At 65.5% G+C, this 15420-nt stretch carries 20 protein-coding genes; 14 read left to right on the top strand and 6 right to left on the bottom strand.

The window, feature by feature from the left end; genetic code table 11:
- Window positions 1-397: 397 nt before the first annotated feature.
- Window positions 398-1225, top strand: coding sequence for a DUF7822 domain-containing protein (locus BLW48_RS27475; RefSeq protein WP_093178614.1), 828 nt, complete (start codon window positions 398-400; stop codon window positions 1223-1225).
- Here BLW48_RS27475 and BLW48_RS27470 read toward each other — a convergent pair whose 3' ends face one another.
- The gene (locus tag BLW48_RS27470) at window positions 1226-2017 is read right to left on the bottom strand and encodes a 4'-phosphopantetheinyl transferase family protein (RefSeq protein ID WP_093178612.1); all 792 of its coding nucleotides are present in this window, start codon (window positions 2015-2017) and stop codon (window positions 1226-1228) included.
- A gap of 216 nt (window positions 2018-2233) precedes the next feature.
- Between BLW48_RS27470 and BLW48_RS27465 the strand changes: the two genes are divergently transcribed.
- Complete coding sequence (locus BLW48_RS27465) at window positions 2234-2482, top strand: hypothetical protein (protein WP_093057956.1); 249 nt, start codon at window positions 2234-2236, stop codon at window positions 2480-2482.
- Between the two features lie 7 nt (window positions 2483-2489).
- Here the strand turns inward: BLW48_RS27465 and BLW48_RS27460 are convergent, their stop codons facing one another.
- From BLW48_RS27460 to flgA, 5 genes are all read right to left on the bottom strand, one after another.
- Window positions 2490-3323: a winged helix-turn-helix domain-containing protein gene (locus BLW48_RS27460; protein WP_093178610.1), complete on the bottom strand. Its 834-nt coding sequence runs from the start codon at window positions 3321-3323 to the stop codon at window positions 2490-2492.
- Between the two features lie 50 nt (window positions 3324-3373).
- Complete coding sequence (locus tag BLW48_RS27455) at window positions 3374-3796, bottom strand: YadA-like family protein (RefSeq protein WP_256330950.1); 423 nt, start codon at window positions 3794-3796, stop codon at window positions 3374-3376.
- A 5-nt stretch (window positions 3797-3801) separates the two neighbouring features.
- Window positions 3802-4260: a flagella synthesis protein FlgN gene (locus tag BLW48_RS27450; RefSeq protein WP_177142426.1), complete on the bottom strand. Its 459-nt coding sequence runs from the start codon at window positions 4258-4260 to the stop codon at window positions 3802-3804.
- The gene (flgM, locus tag BLW48_RS27445) at window positions 4257-4580 is read right to left on the bottom strand and encodes a flagellar biosynthesis anti-sigma factor FlgM (protein WP_093178608.1); all 324 of its coding nucleotides are present in this window, start codon (window positions 4578-4580) and stop codon (window positions 4257-4259) included. Before flgM ends, BLW48_RS27450 begins: the two co-directional genes overlap by 4 nt.
- Before the next feature lie 74 nt (window positions 4581-4654).
- Window positions 4655-5359, bottom strand: a complete 705-nt coding sequence (flgA, locus tag BLW48_RS27440) for a flagellar basal body P-ring formation chaperone FlgA (protein WP_093178606.1) — start codon at window positions 5357-5359, stop codon at window positions 4655-4657.
- Between the two features lie 220 nt (window positions 5360-5579).
- On the opposite strand from flgA, the gene flgB reads away from it, so the two are divergent.
- The 12 genes from flgB (at window position 5580) to BLW48_RS27380 (ending at window position 15418) form a co-directional block, all read left to right on the top strand.
- A complete protein-coding gene (gene flgB / locus BLW48_RS27435) occupies window positions 5580-5990 on the top strand; it encodes a flagellar basal body rod protein FlgB (RefSeq protein ID WP_093057952.1) in 411 nt (136 codons plus the stop codon).
- A 24-nt stretch (window positions 5991-6014) separates the two neighbouring features.
- On the top strand, window positions 6015-6437 hold the full coding sequence (gene flgC, locus BLW48_RS27430; RefSeq protein ID WP_093057951.1) for a flagellar basal body rod protein FlgC: 423 nt from the start codon (window positions 6015-6017) through the stop codon (window positions 6435-6437).
- 50 nt (window positions 6438-6487) lie between these two features.
- Entirely contained in the window at window positions 6488-7171 is a 684-nt protein-coding gene (locus BLW48_RS27425; RefSeq protein WP_093178605.1) for a flagellar hook assembly protein FlgD, read from the top strand.
- A 49-nt stretch (window positions 7172-7220) separates the two neighbouring features.
- Window positions 7221-8441 (top strand): flagellar hook protein FlgE, encoded by a 1221-nt coding sequence (flgE, locus tag BLW48_RS27420; protein ID WP_093057949.1) that lies wholly within the window; start codon window positions 7221-7223, stop codon window positions 8439-8441.
- 43 nt (window positions 8442-8484) lie between these two features.
- A complete protein-coding gene (gene flgF / locus BLW48_RS27415) occupies window positions 8485-9231 on the top strand; it encodes a flagellar basal-body rod protein FlgF (protein ID WP_093057948.1) in 747 nt (248 codons plus the stop codon).
- A 54-nt stretch (window positions 9232-9285) separates the two neighbouring features.
- Window positions 9286-10068 carry a flagellar basal-body rod protein FlgG gene (gene flgG, locus BLW48_RS27410; RefSeq protein WP_093077317.1) on the top strand — a complete coding sequence of 261 codons (783 nt, stop codon included), beginning with the start codon at window positions 9286-9288 and terminating at the stop codon, window positions 10066-10068.
- The gene (locus BLW48_RS27405) at window positions 10068-10778 is read left to right on the top strand and encodes a flagellar basal body L-ring protein FlgH (protein WP_093178603.1); all 711 of its coding nucleotides are present in this window, start codon (window positions 10068-10070) and stop codon (window positions 10776-10778) included. The genes flgG and BLW48_RS27405 overlap by 1 nt, the downstream gene beginning before the upstream one ends.
- A 119-nt stretch (window positions 10779-10897) precedes the next feature.
- Window positions 10898-11989, top strand: coding sequence for a flagellar basal body P-ring protein FlgI (locus BLW48_RS27400; protein WP_093178601.1), 1092 nt, complete (start codon window positions 10898-10900; stop codon window positions 11987-11989).
- Between the two features lie 10 nt (window positions 11990-11999).
- Complete coding sequence (gene flgJ, locus BLW48_RS27395) at window positions 12000-12980, top strand: flagellar assembly peptidoglycan hydrolase FlgJ (protein WP_093178599.1); 981 nt, start codon at window positions 12000-12002, stop codon at window positions 12978-12980.
- Between the two features lie 34 nt (window positions 12981-13014).
- Entirely contained in the window at window positions 13015-13497 is a 483-nt protein-coding gene (locus BLW48_RS27390; protein WP_093077315.1) for a chemotaxis protein CheW, read from the top strand.
- Window positions 13498-13563: 66 nt separating this feature from the next.
- On the top strand, window positions 13564-15129 hold the full coding sequence (locus tag BLW48_RS27385) for a methyl-accepting chemotaxis protein (RefSeq protein WP_093178598.1): 1566 nt from the start codon (window positions 13564-13566) through the stop codon (window positions 15127-15129).
- Window positions 15130-15136: 7 nt separating this feature from the next.
- Window positions 15137-15418, top strand: coding sequence for a hypothetical protein (locus tag BLW48_RS27380; protein ID WP_093057943.1), 282 nt, complete (start codon window positions 15137-15139; stop codon window positions 15416-15418).
- The last annotated feature ends 2 nt before the right edge of the window (window positions 15419-15420 follow it).

Here is a 15420-nt window from a genome sequence, read left to right as displayed (position 1 = left end):
AGGCCATTCCACTTAAGAAACACTTGGAAATTATTATTTCTAAATAAATCTTAAAAGGAGGGCGGGTATTTGCAACTAGCCATGTCGCATTTTGGAGTCATTGTGTCAAATTGATTTGTATTTTAAATCGAGCGTTATCGATGAATAGTAATATGAAAATACTAGTGAATTAAATGAATATCACAGTTGTTTTATTTTTTCAATGTAGTTATTTTTCTGAATCACTATTTTGATATCGGCGGCGACAAAAAAGTGATGCCTCTTATTGGTGCGTCTTTGATTTTGTTGAAGTTTTTTCTTAATTTCAGGTTTCCTGGGAATAGTCATTCAGCCGGGCCTACCTCCTAGAATCGGGCAATAGCGCTCGAACAATGGCGCGCGAATCAGGGAGTTCCAGATGGCCAACCGTTCCTATCTCTACAGCGTCAGCAATCGGCCCGGCGCATATGCCGACCGCCCGGAAACAATTTCGGGCCTGTCCGAATGGGCGTACGACGTGCCGTTCATGTACCGGCTTCTCATGTCGGGCGATCCGCAGCTGTGTGCCTCGCTGGTGTCGGATGGCTTCGATGACGACGAGCCGGAGCACAAGGTCAGGCTCCATGCGATCAGCAGCAGCTTCGATCCGGGCTTCGAGCGCGTGCGGCGTTTCATCGACATCGTGCGGTTTCTCCTTGCGGCGCAAGCATCAGCACCCGAGCCGCAACCTGCCGTTTCAGCGCAGCCGGTGTCTTTCCTCGGGCGTCTCAAGCGGCTGGTTTCGCCGCAGACGGAAGCGGCCCCCGCTGAGCCAGCGAGTGCGTCCACGGCGCCGGTGCATCTGCCCATCTGGCTCGACGAGACGATCGCCTTCCTCGAAGCCCATCGCGACCGCTACCTGCTGCTGGAGACGATCGAGCTCGACACCATGTCCGAATCAGATGAGGCGGCGCTGCGAGCCTGCGTGGAGCAGGAGATCGCGCGGTGCCTGCGCGTGGGCGCTGCCATCGATGCCCTGCCGGCCGACATCGCTGAGGCAGGGCGGCAGCTGAAACAGGCGACCATGCAGAAGCGCGCCGCCCCGCTCGACGCCTTTTTCGGGCTGCGGCTGGACGATGACTGCGACAGCACCCGCACCGGCGCCACGGAGCATCCGCTCGGCTTGCAGTGGTCGGAGGTGCTGTATTTCGGCCTGTGGAACCGGGCCGAATTCGAGGCGGAGCGCGGTCAGTCGGCCAGCAAGTAGTCAGCTACCTGCTGACCGGCGCGTCACCGTGCCCTGGAATTCCCCGAAGGACGCAAGCAGCGGCGTTGCCTTCCGGCACAGGATCTGCACGTCTTGCGATTGAGTTCGCTCAAGACAGAGGGCCACGGCGTGCGCGTTGTCCGGCTGAAGCTGCCAGAACTGCCAGCGTGCTGCGGAATCCTCGAGGCCGTCCTCGAAGTCGATTGCCACGCGATTGGCGTCGTCGAAGCTGAAGGAAAACCGGTCCAGCGGCAGAGACAGCCCCATTCCGCGCGCCTTGATATAGCTTTCCTTGAGCGTCCAGAGATCCCAGAAGCGTGAAGGCTGAAGCCCGACCGGAAGCTGCTGCAGCTCTTTCGCCTCCCTGGCGGAGAAGAAGTTCTCAGCAATCTCCAGCGGCGCGGCCCTTGCCGTGTGCTCGACGTCCACGCCCACTTCGCGCTCCACCGTCAGCGCCGCCACGATGAGCGAGGCGCTGTGCGAAATATTGAAGCGAAGTCGCTGCGCCTGCGGCAGTGCATTGGCAATCCGGGGGCGCCCATAAGCGTTGTTCTCGAATTGCCAGTCCTGCGGGGCGATGGGTGCATAGCAGGAGAGAAGCGAGCGGATCAGCCCCCGCGTCATGAGATAGCGGCGCCGGTCACGGGCGAAGTGAAAGCGCCCATGCCTTTCGCGCTCTTCGGGCGCCAGCAGGGCCATGCCCTTTTCTTCGCAGGTGGCGTCGTCGTCCTGTTCGGGGACGTACAGGTGCCACAGGTGAACCTGGTGCGAGTCGAGCTGCAGTTGTTGCATCCGCAATTCTTGCTCGGGTGGCGCGATCTTCCATGACGCCAGCGCTCTTATTTTCCGGCCTTCAGTTCGGCTTAAGGTTGCCGGCTGATACTCGGGTGGACGGTCTGCTGGCGTTGGTAGAGGTCGCTCAGGCACCCGCCCATTGGTGGCGGTTCCTCGAGGCTGGCGATCGTCACATTTTCAAACGGCCTGCGGAGAACTATTCTTCGATACGCCATGACCCAAGACCCCGTCGACTTCAATCTCCCTGAAGGCTGGACGTGCCGGCTGGACCTCAAAAAGACCCTGGAAGGCACCTATGCCGGCAAGGCCGAACTACGGCAGGGACGGGTGCAGCGCTGCGTGTTCGTGCTGACGCAACAGCCCTCGCGCGAAGCAGCGCTCGAGCGGGTCCGCTCCCGCGCCCGGTATTTCGTCGACGAATGGACGACCCGGCGCCGCCGCGGGAGCGATTCCCAGGCCTGACAGGCTCCTACGCCCGTGCCTGGGAGATTTCCCCCAGCCAGATCGGCTCGTTCGACGTGTCCGGAAATCCCGAGTCGTCCACGGTGCCTGCAATCGGCGAGCCCGGCACATGGCGAAGCTCGTAGCCCCGTCCGTACACCGAGTGCAGCATGAACTCGCTGTCCTTGTGCAGCGACAGCTTGCGACGGATGTTCGCCACGCAGCAGTCGAGCACCCGGCTCCTGCGCTCGACCTGCGAGTCCATCCACAGCGAGCCCAGCAGCCAGTCGCGCTCCAGCAGCCGGCCGGTATTGCGAAACAGCAGCAGCGCCAGCTCGAATTCGCGCGGCTTCAGGCGGATGTCCTGCCCCTTGTGCACCACCACCTTGCGGCTGCCGATGAACTGGTAGTCGCCGAACAGCGCATTCACCGACGGCGGATGCAGCAGCGTCTCGTTGCGCCGCAGCGCCTCTCGCACGCGCAGTTCCACCTCGAAGTCGTCGACCGGCAGCACCGCGAAATCGATGCTCGCGCCCTGCGCTTCGGGCTCCGCTGCCTGCAGCACCTCGGCCAGCAGCTCGCGCTGCAGCGCATTGGCGACCAGGAAGATCGGCAGGCGCAGCGCCTTGCACATCGACGTCAGCACCGGCCACGCGCCCTCGTCCTTCAGCACTACCAGCAGCAGGTCGAAGTGGCTCCCTTGCGTGCCGCGCGTTACCGCGCGCAGAAAGTCGTCGCTGCTGTCGAAGGAAACCGGCGCGCAGCCCATCAGGCTCAGCCGTTGTCCCCATGCCTGCGCCTGGGCCTCGTCGCAACCCACCATGGCCACCTGGCGCGAGCCGCCGTGAGCGTCGTTGTTCATGATGTCGAGGGGTTCCGTGTGTTGGTGATGGTGAGGGTGGAAGGGCTGCTTCAGCGGTCGCCCGCGCGCGGCAGCTTCCAGCCGATGCCGGCGTTGAAGCCCCAGTCCCGGCCTGCATTGGCGATGGCCATGCCCCAGGCCATCTGCCCGTCGTCCGACAGGGTCTTGAAGCCGAGGCTCGCCGCCGTGTAGCCCTTGTAGGTGCCGACGGCCAGGCCCACCGTCTTCTCGCCGGGGTAGAGCGTGGGCACGTACGCAGCCGACATGGCTACGGCCATCGCAGTACCTGAGTACGCGATGCGTTCCACGTCGCGCAAGGCAGCGGGCACCTGTTGCAGCTGGCCGAGGTTGACCGCGTCGCCCGGCAGGGCGCCCGGCGCCACGTTGGTGACAAGCACGCCGTCCGCCGCGCTCGCCACGCCAGGCAGGGCGGTGGCGCACAGCCACAGCATGACCAGCAGCCCGGCCCGCACGGCGATCAGCCCGCCGCGAGGCGGTTGCCGCTGCCCGCCTGTGTCTTGCGCACGCCGTCCGGTCCGTAGAACAGCTGCGCGCTGGCCTGCAGGAAGTGCAGGGCCTGTTGCGTGAAATCGAGATGCGCGTAGACCATCGAGCCGTTGCGCAGGTTGTGGCCTCTTGCCTGCCCGGCAAGCTCCAGCAGTGCAGCCCAGGCTTGCGCCACGTCCGGGCCGCCGGCTGCTGCGGCAGCATCGGCACCCACGCGGCCAGGCTCGAAGCCCAGCGCCGCCTGCATGGCTTCGCGCTGCGTGTCCAGCTCGGCCATGCGGTCGAGCAGCACGGTCTTCTGGCCGGCAATGGCCGCGAGGTCGGTGAACGCGCCGTCCGACATCGCCTGGGCCTCGCGGTCCAGCACCGACAGGAATTCCTCGATGCAGGCAGTCTCGGTGCGCAGGTGGGTCAGCAGGGTGGGTTTCATTCGTTGCCGCCCTTGCCGCTGTTCGGGTCGAGCCTGGGGTCGAGCAGGTCTCGCACGCTTGCCAGCAAGCCGTCGGCAATGCGCTCGGGGCGGATCTGGTAGCGCCCCGCGCGGATGTCCTCGCGGATCGCCGCCACGCGGGCCGCGTCGAAATCGCTGGCGGTGCCCGCGGCGCTGGGCAGCGAATGAACGTGCGCGGAAGCCGGCGCCGCCTCCTTGGGGCGCTGGGCGGCATCGGCGCCGGTCACCGTAGCCGCGCCCGGCGCGGGCGTTGGGCGATGAGGGGGCGTGGCCGAAGGGGCGGGTTGATCGATTTTCAAGGTGATTCCTCAGGGGCTGACCCGTATATCGGCAGCTTGGGCAAGAACTTTAGGCAGGGCGTGCACGAAGCTGCTTACTGGGCGAGCTGGATCTGCCCCTCTTCGTCCGCCACGCCGCTGACCAGCCGTCCGTCGCGGGTCTTGGCCTGCACCACGGCGCCGACGACGGCCCCGGTCATGGCCTTGCCCTCGGTGCTGACGACGAAGCCCTGGCCCTGCGCCACGACCTTCACCGCCTGCCCCTGCTGGATGACGGTAACGCCGCGTACCAGCTCCTTGCGCAGCGGCGCGCCCGGCGCCACCCGGTTGACCGTCACCACGCCGGCCAGTTCGGCCGCGCTGGTGATGACCGAGCGCGGCAGCCGAGTGAGGTCGCCGGTGCGCTCGGTAACGTCGCCCGCGCCCAGCGGGCGGCCCGAATCGATGGCGCGCGCGGCCACGAAATAGCTGCCTTCCACCGCGACGTGTGCCTGCACGAAGCGCGTCCACGGCCGCTCCGCCTGGCAGCGAACGCCCACCGACACGCGCCCCCAGGGCGTCGCGCCCGGCGGCAGAAAGGCCTCTGGCGCATCGCAGGCGGGCAGGTTGGAGGTGCTGCGTGCGTCGATGTTGATCGTCACCTTGCCTGGCAAACCCGCTGTCTGCACCTGCAGGTATTTCTCGATGACCGTATTGACATCGGCGGCATTGGCATCGGCAGCGGCGGCGAACGCGGACGCCGTGCACACCATGGCCACCAGTGCCGGCAGGCTGCGGTTGCGAAGCTTGAAGAGGGTCATCGGGTGTGTCGGAAAAGAGGGCCTGGATTGCGGCGCGCCACAGCAAGAGGGCGCATGCCGCCGCCCGGAAATTCTAGAAATCCGCCCGCCGATCGAAGGTGCGAGCAGCAGGCGAAAACCCCCTTTGTTCGGGCGATTGCAAACGCGATGCATGCATAGACTCGCTTTCCATCTGTCGCTGCGCTTGCGCATTGGCGACGCCTCAACGGATGGAAAAAAGATGATCGACAAGCTGGATGCGGCGCTTCGTTTCAACCGCGAAGCCCTCAACCTCCGCGCCGAGCGCCAGGAAGTGCTCGCGGCCAATATCGCCCATGCAGACACGCCCAACTACAAGGCGCGCGACTTCGACTTCGGCTCGCGCCTGAGCGAAGCCGTCGAGCGCGGCCGCGCGTCGGCGCAGTCGGTGTCGCTGGCCACCACCTCGTCGCGCCACCTTGCAGGGCAGGCGCAAGCCGCGTCCGACAAAGACCTGCTCTACCGCGTGCCCAACCAGTCGAGCCTCGACGGCAACACCGTAGAGATGGACGTCGAGCGCATCGCCTTTGCCGACAACGCGCTGCGCTACGAGTCCAACCTCACCGTCATCAATTCGAAGATCAAGTCGCTGCTCTCGGCGATCCAGCAGTAACAAGAAAGAAGAGCGGCCGCCACCATGCCCTTCAACAGCACTTCCATGAACATCTTCAACGTGGCGGGCTCCGCCATGACCGCGCAATCGCAGCGCATGAACGTGACCGCCAGCAACATGGCCAACGCCGAGAGCGTGGCCGGCCCCGACGGCATGCCTTACCGCGCGAAGCAGGTGGTGTTCCAGGTCGAGCCGTCGGCATACGGCGCCGGGGACATCGGCGGCGTCAAGGTCGCGGGCGTCATCGAAGACCAGTCGCCGCCGCGGCTCGTGTTCGATCCGAAGAGCCCGCACGCCAACGCCGAAGGCTACGTGGCGATGCCCAACGTCAACGTGGTCGAGGAGATGACCAACATGATTTCCGCCTCGCGCAGCTACCAGGCCAACGTCGAGGTGCTCAACACGGCCAAGACGCTGATGGTCAAGACGCTGTCCATCGGCCAGTAAACCTCTCGCCAGATTCATCAGATCCACCAGAACAGAACAGGCACCACGCCATGGCCATCTCCGACACCTCGTCCATCACCGGTCAGAACGCCACTTCAGCGGCGACCAGCAGCAACGTCTCGAACGAAGACAGCGAGCAGCGCTTTCTCAAGCTGCTCGTCACGCAGCTGAACAACCAGGACCCGCTCAACCCGATGCAGAACGCCGAGCTCACCTCGCAGCTCGCGCAGATGAGCACCGTGAGCGGCATCGAGAAGCTCAACAGCACGCTCTCCGGCCTGGTGAACCAGACCAGCTCCAACCAGCTGCTGCAGGCTACCTCGCTGATTGGCTACAACGTGCTGTCGCCGGGCGACACGCTCACCACCAAGGCTCCCGAAGAGGGCAAGGAACCTGCCTCGCAGGCCTTTGCCGTGGAGCTGCCCGGCACCGCCTCCGACGTCGACATCAAGATCGTCGACGGCACCGGCAAGGTCGTTCGCACCATCAGCGCCGGCTCCATGACCGAAGGCGTCAACGCCGTCACATGGGACGGCAAGGACGACACGGGCGCCGTGGTGCCCGCGGGCGCCTACCGCTTCACCGTCGACGCCACCAACGGCAGCGCGACCGTGAAGGCCACCTCGCTCACCTTCTCGCAGGTGGCCGCGGTCAAGCAGGGCACCAACGGGGTCTCGCTCGAACTGATGACGGGCAACAACATCAGCCTGTCCGACGTGCGGCTGTTCCTCTGAGCTTTTTTCTCAAAACGCATTCAACGCAGCATCGAACCAAGGAACCAACATGGCTTTTTCCCAGGGCATCAGCGGACTCGGCGTGGCCGCAGCCAACCTCGACGTCATCGGCAACAACATCGCCAACTCGGGCACCGTCGGCTTCAAGTCGGCCGCCGCCACCTTCCAGGACGTGTACGCGGGCTCGCGCGTCGGCCTGGGCGCATCGGTGTCGGGCGTGACGCAGAACTTCACGCAGGGCGTGACGCAGTCGAGCAGCCGCCCGCTGGACGTGGCCATCCTCAACGGCGACGGCTTCTTCCGCCTGAGCAGCCCCAGCGGTGAAGTCATGTACTCGCGCAACGGCCAGTTCACGCGCGACAAGGACGGCTACATCGTCAACGCATCGGGCCTGCGCCTCACCGGCTTCGGCGTGAACGCCAGCGGCGGCATCAGCGGCGGCACGCCGGCGGCCATCCAGATCCCGACCGCGGCCATGACGCCCAAGGCCACGACCGGCATCAACGCCGAGTTCAACCTCGACGCGCGCCTCACCACGCCCACCAAGACGCCCTTCAACGCGGCCGATTCCGACACCTTCAACTACTCGAACGCCGTCGGTCCCATCTACGACTCGCTGGGCAACCCGCACGACGTGTCCGTGTACTTCGTGAAGAGCGCCACCCCCGCCAACACCTGGAGCGTGTACGGCACCTCCGACGGCGCGGCGCTCAACGCCGGCGCAGCGCTCACCACGCTGACCTTCGACTCCGCCGGCAAGATGACCGCGCCGGCCAACGGCCAGCTGAACATCGGCCCCATCACCTTCACCAACGGCGCCGCGGCGCTGAGCGCCACGGTCGACCTCTCGGGCACCACGCAGTTCGGCGCGGCCAACGCCATGAGCAAGCTCGCGCAGGACGGCTACCGCTCGGGCGAACTCACCTCGTTCTCGATCAACGCCGACGGCACCATCACCGGCAAGTTCTCCAACGAACAGACCAAGCTGCTGGGCCAGATCGTGCTGTCGTCGTTCGCCAACCCGAACGGCCTGGAGCCCAAGGGCGACAACGTGTGGGCTGAAACGCAGGCCTCGGGCAACGCGCTCACCGGCACCCCGGGCGAAGGCACCAAGCTCGGCGCGCTGCAGTCGGGCGCGCTCGAGTCGTCCAACGTCGACCTCACCTCCGAGCTGGTCAACCTGATCGTCGCGCAGCGCAACTACCAGGCCAACGCGCAGACCGTGAAGACGCAGGACCAGGTCATGCAGACGCTGATGAACATCCGCTGACGCGGCAACAGCAACGCAGAACGACTGACACCAGGAGCACCCAGTGGATCGAATGTTGTATGTCGCCATGAGCGGCGCCAAGCAGGTCATGGAACAGCAGGCCTCGGTTGCCAACAACATGGCGAACGTTTCCACGCCGGGCTTCCGCGCGCAGATTGCCAACTTCCGCGCGGTGCCCGTGGTCGGCCAGGAGGCGCCCACGCGCGCCTTCGTGGCGGCCACCACGCCCGGCGCCGACTTCACCCACGGCCCGCTGACCGAAACCGGCCGCGAGCTCGACGTGGCCGTGAGCGGCGAGGGCTGGCTGGTGGTGCAGACGGCCGATGGCGGCGAGGCCTACACCCGCGTGGGCAACCTGCAGATCAGCGCCGACGGCCAGCTCACCACCATGGGCGGGCGCCCGGTGGTCGGCGACAACGGCGCGCTCACCGTTCCGCCCGGCTCCAGCGTGAGCATTGCCACCAACGGGCTGGTGGGTTCGCGCGACGCATCTTCGACCACGCTCACGGGCATTGCCGAAGTGGGCCGCCTCAAGCTGGTCAACCCGCCGGTCGCCGATCTCGAACGCGGCGACGACGGCCTGTTCCGCATGCGCGCCGGCCAGCCACCCGCCGAGGCCGACGAGGCCGTCACGCTCGTTACCGGCGTGGTCGAGGGCAGCAACGTCAACCCGGTCGAGGCCATGGTGGCAATGATCGCCAACGCGCGCAGCTTCGAGATGCAGATGAAGTCGCTGCAGACCGCCGACACCAATGCGCAGGCCGCCAACAAGCTGCTGGCCTACGGCTGATCCGCTGATCCGTAGCAGCCCGCCCCGCAACACACCCGCAGGATTCTTCAAAAAATGATTCGCTCCCTCTACATCGCCAAGACCGGCCTCGACGCGCAGCAGACGCAGCTCGACGTGGTTTCGAACAACCTCGCCAACGTCGGCACCACCGGCTTCAAGCGCAGCCGCGCCGTGTTCGAAGACCTGGTCTACCAGAACCTGCGCCAGGTCGGTGGCCAGTCGTCGGACCAGACCCGCCTGCCTTCGGGCCTGCAGGTCGGCACCGGCGTGCACGTGGTTGCCACCGAGCGCATCCACTCGCAAGGCAACCTCACCAAGACCGACAAGCCTACCGACGTGGCCATCAACGGCAGCGGTTTCTTCCAGGTGCTGATGCCCGACGGCACCACCTCGTACACGCGCGACGGCTCGTTCCAGACCGACCGCGACGGCCAGCTCGTTACGGCCAGCGGCTTTCCCGTGCAGCCGGCCATCACCATTCCGGCCAACGCCACCAGCATCACGGTGGGCCGCGACGGCATCGTCTCGGTGGTGCAGGCGGGCAGCACGAACACCGTGCAGGTCGGCCAGCTTCAGCTTGCGACTTTCGTGAACCCGACGGGCCTGCAGAGCAAGGGCGAGAACCTGTATGCCGAGACCGATGCTTCCGGTGCGCCCAACCAGGTGAATCCCGGCATCGACGGCGCTGGCGTGCTGAGCCAGGGCTACGTCGAAGCCTCGAACGTGAACGTGGTGGAAGAGCTGGTCAACATGATCGCGACGCAGCGTTCGTACGAAATCAACAGCAAGGCGGTCCAGACTTCGGACCAGATGCTGCAGCGCCTGGCCCAGCTGTGATGTTGCGGGGTGTGCGTCTTCTTCGTGGGAGTGGCGCGGCCGCGAGGGCGCTGCTGCTTGCCGCCGCAGTGCTGGCCACGGGCTGCGCGCAGATTCCGCGCGAGCCGCTGGTGCATCAGCCGATGACGGCGCGCGCCGACAACTACGCGGCAATGCAGCCGCGCCGCGCGCCCGGCGCGATCTTCCAGGACGGCCCTGGCGCCAATGCACTGTTCGAAGACCGCCGCCCGCGCAACGTCGGCGACATCCTGACCATCGTCATCAGCGAGAAGGTCAACGCCACCAAGAACTCCGGCGCCAACGCCAGCCGCACGGGCAGCACGACGGGCGTGTTCTCCGCCATTCCCAAGCTCATCGGCGGCCTGCTCGATGGACAGGGCACGAATCTCTCGGGCACCAACAAGCTCGACGCCAAGGGCGGAGCCAACGCCAACAACACCTTCAACGGCGTGATCACGGTCACGGTGACGGACGTGATGGGCAACGGCAACCTGCTGGTGAGCGGCGAGAAGCAGATGGGCATCAACCAGGGCACCGAGTACATCCGCTTCTCGGGCGTGGTGAACCCGCGCACCGTGTCGGGCAACAACACCGTGCCTTCGACGCTGGTGGCCGATGCGCGCATCGAGTACTCGGCCAAGGGCTACATCGACGAGGCGCAGACCATGGGATGGATGCAGCGCATCTTCCTCAACGTCATGCCATTTTGAATATGAAAAACCCCCAGGCTTCGCGCACTTCGTGTCGTTACTCCCCCCCCCTTGCAGGGGGCAATGCCTGCGGCCCGGCGAAGCCGGTTCCGCGGCATTCCACGAATTTTTCGGCTCGCTTGCGCATCGCGGCGTTGGCCGTGTTGGGTGCTTTGTTTTTTGCGCCTGTGCATGCAGAGCGGCTCAAGGAGCTCGCCAGCATTCAGGGGGTGCGGGACAACCCGTTGATCGGGTACGGGCTGATGGTGGGTCTGGACGGTACTGGCGACCAGACTATGCAGACGCCGTTCACCACGCAGAGCCTGAACAACATGCTGCAGCAGCTGGGCATCACGATTCCGCAGGGCGTGAACATGCAGCTGAAGAACGTGGCGGCGGTGATGGTGACGGCTACGCTGCCTTCGTTCGCGCGGCCGGGGCAGAACATCGACGTGACTGTGTCTTCGATGGGCAATGCGAAGAGCCTGCGTGGGGGCACGCTGCTGATGACGCCGCTGAAGGGTGTCGATGGGGCGACCTATGCAGTGGCGCAGGGGAACATGGTGGTCGGCGGCGCGGGTGCCGCGGCCAACGGGAGCAAGGTGCAGGTCAACCAGCTGAGCTCGGGTCGCATTCCGGCTGGCGCGCTGGTGGAGCGCACTGTGGAAGCGCCTGTTGGTGCCGAAGGCACCTTCTCCATCGAGCTCAACCGGTCGGACTTCGGCACCACGCAGCGTGCGGTCGATGCGATCAACCGGCAGTTCGGCTCGGGCACGGCCGAGGCGGTCGATGCACGGTCGATTCGCGTGCGTGCGCCGGAGCCACAGCAGCGCGTGGGTTTTCTCGCGCGGCTCGAAGATATTGAAGTGACGCCCACGCAAGCCGGGGCCCGGGTGGTGGTCAATGCGCGCACCGGGTCGGTGGTGATGAACCAGGCCGTTCGCGTGAAGGACTGCGCCGTTGCGCACGGCAACCTGTCGGTGGTCATCAACACCGAGCCAGTCATCAGCCAGCCGGGGGCGCTTTCGGGCGGCAGCACGGTGGTGGCGCAGACATCGCAGATCTCGGTGAACCAGGGCGGCGGTGCGATCCAGATGGTGCGCGGTGGCGCGTCGTTGTCGGACGTGGTGAAGGGCCTCAACAGCCTGGGCGCGAATCCGCAGGACCTGGTGTCCATTCTCCAGGCCATGAAGTCGGCCGGCGCACTGAGCGCCGAGCTGGAAATCATCTGAGGTCGATGCGATGACGCTACCGGCCACTACCGACCGCAGCGGCGCGCTCGACCAGCGCTTCGCGCTCGACGTGCAGGGCGTCGATGCCCTGCGGCGCACCGTGCGCACCTCGCCGGAAGAAGGCCTGCAGCAGGTCTCGCGGCAGTTCGAGGCGCTGTTCATGAACATGGTGCTCAAGAGCATGCGCGAGGCAACGCCCTCCAGCGGGCTGTTCGAGAGCCAGGACCAGAAGGTGTACCTCTCGATGTTCGACCAGCAGCTCACGCAGAGCCTTTCGGGGCGCGGCGTGGGGCTGGCCGAGGCCATGCTCGCGCAGCTGCGGCGCAGCATGCCGTCGGGTCCGCCCGATGCGGATGCCGACGCCGAAATCGGCACCAAGCCCATGTCGCTCGAACCGCGCGGCGGCTTGCCGTACGGTCCGCGCGCAGGCATTCCCATTGGCTCGGCGCCGACTGCCCGCGTGGGGGCCGACCTGAGCGTCTATCAATTCAACAGCGAGCGCCGCGCACCCGGTGCTGGTAGTGCGAATGCCTCGCTGCAAGGGCAGGTCGATGATTTCGTGGGCCGCATGGGTGCGTCTGCGCAGGCTGCCAGCACGGCCAGCGGTGTGCCCGCGCCGCTGATCCTTGCGCAGGCCGCGCTCGAATCCGGCTGGGGCAAGCGGGAGATTCGCGCCGACGACGGCACGCAGAGCTTCAACCTGTTCGGCATCAAGGCCGACCGCAGCTGGAAGGGCGCAACGGTCGAAACCACCACCACAGAATACGTCGACGGCGAGCCGCAGAAGGTGCGCGCCAAGTTCCGCGCCTACGCCTCGTACGAAGAAGCCTTCGCCGACTACGCGCGTTTCATCACCCGCAACCCGCGCTACGCGAACGTGCTGGCCACCGACGACCCGACCGAGGCCGCGCACGGCCTGCAGCGCGCGGGCTACGCCACCGATCCGCGCTATGGCGAGAAGCTCGTTCGCATCATGCAGAAATTCGGGTGAGTCGCGCTCGCGCACACCACATCAAGGAAACCCCATGGCAAAGACCCAAGAAACCGCAGCAGGCAGCCGCCTGGAGGTCGTGACCTTCAAGCTGGGCGAAGAGGAATACGGCATAGACATCCAGAAGGTGCAGGAGCTGCGCGGCTACGACGCGGTGACGCGCATAGCGAACGCGCCGGAGTACATCAAGGGTGTGGTGAACCTGCGCGGGATCATCGTTCCGATCATCGACATGCGCATCAAGTTCAAGCTGGGCGACCCGACGTACGACCAGTTCACGGTGGTGATCGTGCTGAACATCGCAGGGCGCGTGGTGGGCATGGTGGTGGACAGCGTGTCGGACGTGATCACGCTGACGGGCGAGCAGATCAAGCCTGCGCCGGAGATGGGCTCGGTGCTGGACGCCGACTACCTGATCGGGCTGGGCACGCTGGAAGAGCGGATGCTGATCCTGGTGGACATCGACCGCTTGATGTCCAGCGACGAGATGGGGCTCGTCGAAAAGATCGCCGCCTGACGGCCGGGCGCGCACGCCAACGCCAATCAGAACAACGACACACAGAGGTTCCGCGAGGAGACGCACATGAAAGACTGGAAGATCGGACGGCGCCTGGGTGCCGGCTTTGCACTGGTGCTGGCGCTGGTGGTCATCACCGCGGCCATCGGCGTGCTGCGCCTGCAGGGCGTGGGCGATGCGACGGAGGCCATGGCCGGGCAGTCGCTGACAAAGGAACGGCTGGCGGCCGCCTGGCAGCTGGGCACCAACACCAACAGCGTGCGCACCTTCTCCCTGCTCAAGAGCGACGACGTGGCCGTGCAGGAGTATCTGCAGAAGAACATCACGGCCACCAGCGCTGTCATCACCGAAACGCAGAAGAAGCTCGAGGCCATGCTGGTCTCGCCAGAAGAGCTGGCGCTGAGCGCCGACATCAAGAAGAAGCGCGGCGAATACGTCGAGCTGCGCAACCAGATCCTCAAGCTCAAGGCCGACGGCCGCAAGGAAGAGGCCACGAAGCTGACCGACACGCAACTGCTGCCCGCGCTCGACGGCTACGACGCGAGCATCCGTGCCATGGTGGGCCACCAGCAGAAGGAGATCGACAGGACCGCTGCCGGCATCGGCGCGCAGTACCGGTCGGGCCGGGCCTGGCTCGTCGGGCTGGCTGCTTTCGCAGTCGTTGCCGGATCGGTGATCGCATGGCTGCTGACGCGCAGCATCGTGCAGCCCATCGCCGAGGCACTGCTGATCGCCGAGACCGTGGCCTCCGGCGACCTGAGCCAGGAATTCGAGACCGAGCGCGGAGGCGACTTCGGCCGGCTGCTGCGCGGCATGGGCGAGATGGAAGACACGCTCACCGATCTGGTGACGCGCATCAAGGCTTCGACCGATTCGATCGCGGTGGCCTCGCGGCAGATTGCGGCCGGCAACCAGGACTTGTCGTCGCGCACCGAGCAGCAGGCCAGCTCGCTGGAACAGACGGCGGCTTCGATGGAAGAGCTGACTTCGACCGTGAAGCAGAACGCCGACAACGCACGTCAGGCGAACCAGTTGGCCGTCTCGGCCTCCGAGGTCGCGGTGAAGGGCGGCAGCGTTGTCTCGCAAGTGGTCGACACCATGAGCTCGATCAATGCGTCGTCGAAAAAAATCGTCGACATCATCGGCGTGATCGACGGCATCGCGTTCCAGACCAACATCCTCGCGCTGAACGCGGCGGTCGAAGCCGCCCGTGCCGGCGAGCAGGGCAAGGGTTTTGCCGTTGTCGCGTCCGAGGTGCGCAACCTGGCGCAGCGCTCGGCAGCGGCGGCCAAGGAAATCAAGACGCTCATCGGCGACTCGGTCGAAAAAGTCGAGGCCGGCAGCAAGCAGGTTGGTGAAGCCGGCCGCACGATGCAGGAAATCGTGGGCAGCGTGCGTCGCGTGACCGACATCATGGGCGAGATCACCGCTGCCAGCCAGGAGCAAACGTCGGGCATCGAGCAGATCAACCAGGCCATCACGCAGATGGACCAGGTCACGCAGCAGAACGCCGCGCTGGTCGAAGAAGCCTCGGCCGCTGCCCAGTCGCTGCAGGAGCAGGCCGACAACCTCGTGCGCGCCGTCAGCACCTTCAAGCTCGACGCCGACGTCGAAGAAGTAGAGACGGTCTGAAGCACCCATGCGCACACGTCTCAGCCCCAGGCTTGCCCTGCGCCTCGGCGTGGGCTTCGCCATTCTGTTGCTCTTGCTGGCCGTCGCGCTGAGCCTCGGCTTCAAGGCCGGCGCCGGCTACGAATGGGCGCGCCTGACGGTGTGTGCATTGGGCGTGGCTGCATTGCTCACCGCCGGTGTCGTCGCGTGGCTCGTCACGAGTTCGGTCACCCGTTCGACCCACGACGCCGCGAAGGTCTCCGACCGGCTCGACAGGGTCTTCCAGCACGTCAATGCCCAGGATTCCTGAAA

It is taken from the genome of Variovorax sp. YR266 (assembly GCF_900107295.1).
In the GTDB taxonomy this organism is placed as follows: domain Bacteria; phylum Pseudomonadota; class Gammaproteobacteria; order Burkholderiales; family Burkholderiaceae_C; genus Variovorax.
The sequence above is the reverse complement of the archived record's forward strand: the minus strand, read 5'-3'. Positions and strand labels throughout refer to the sequence as shown.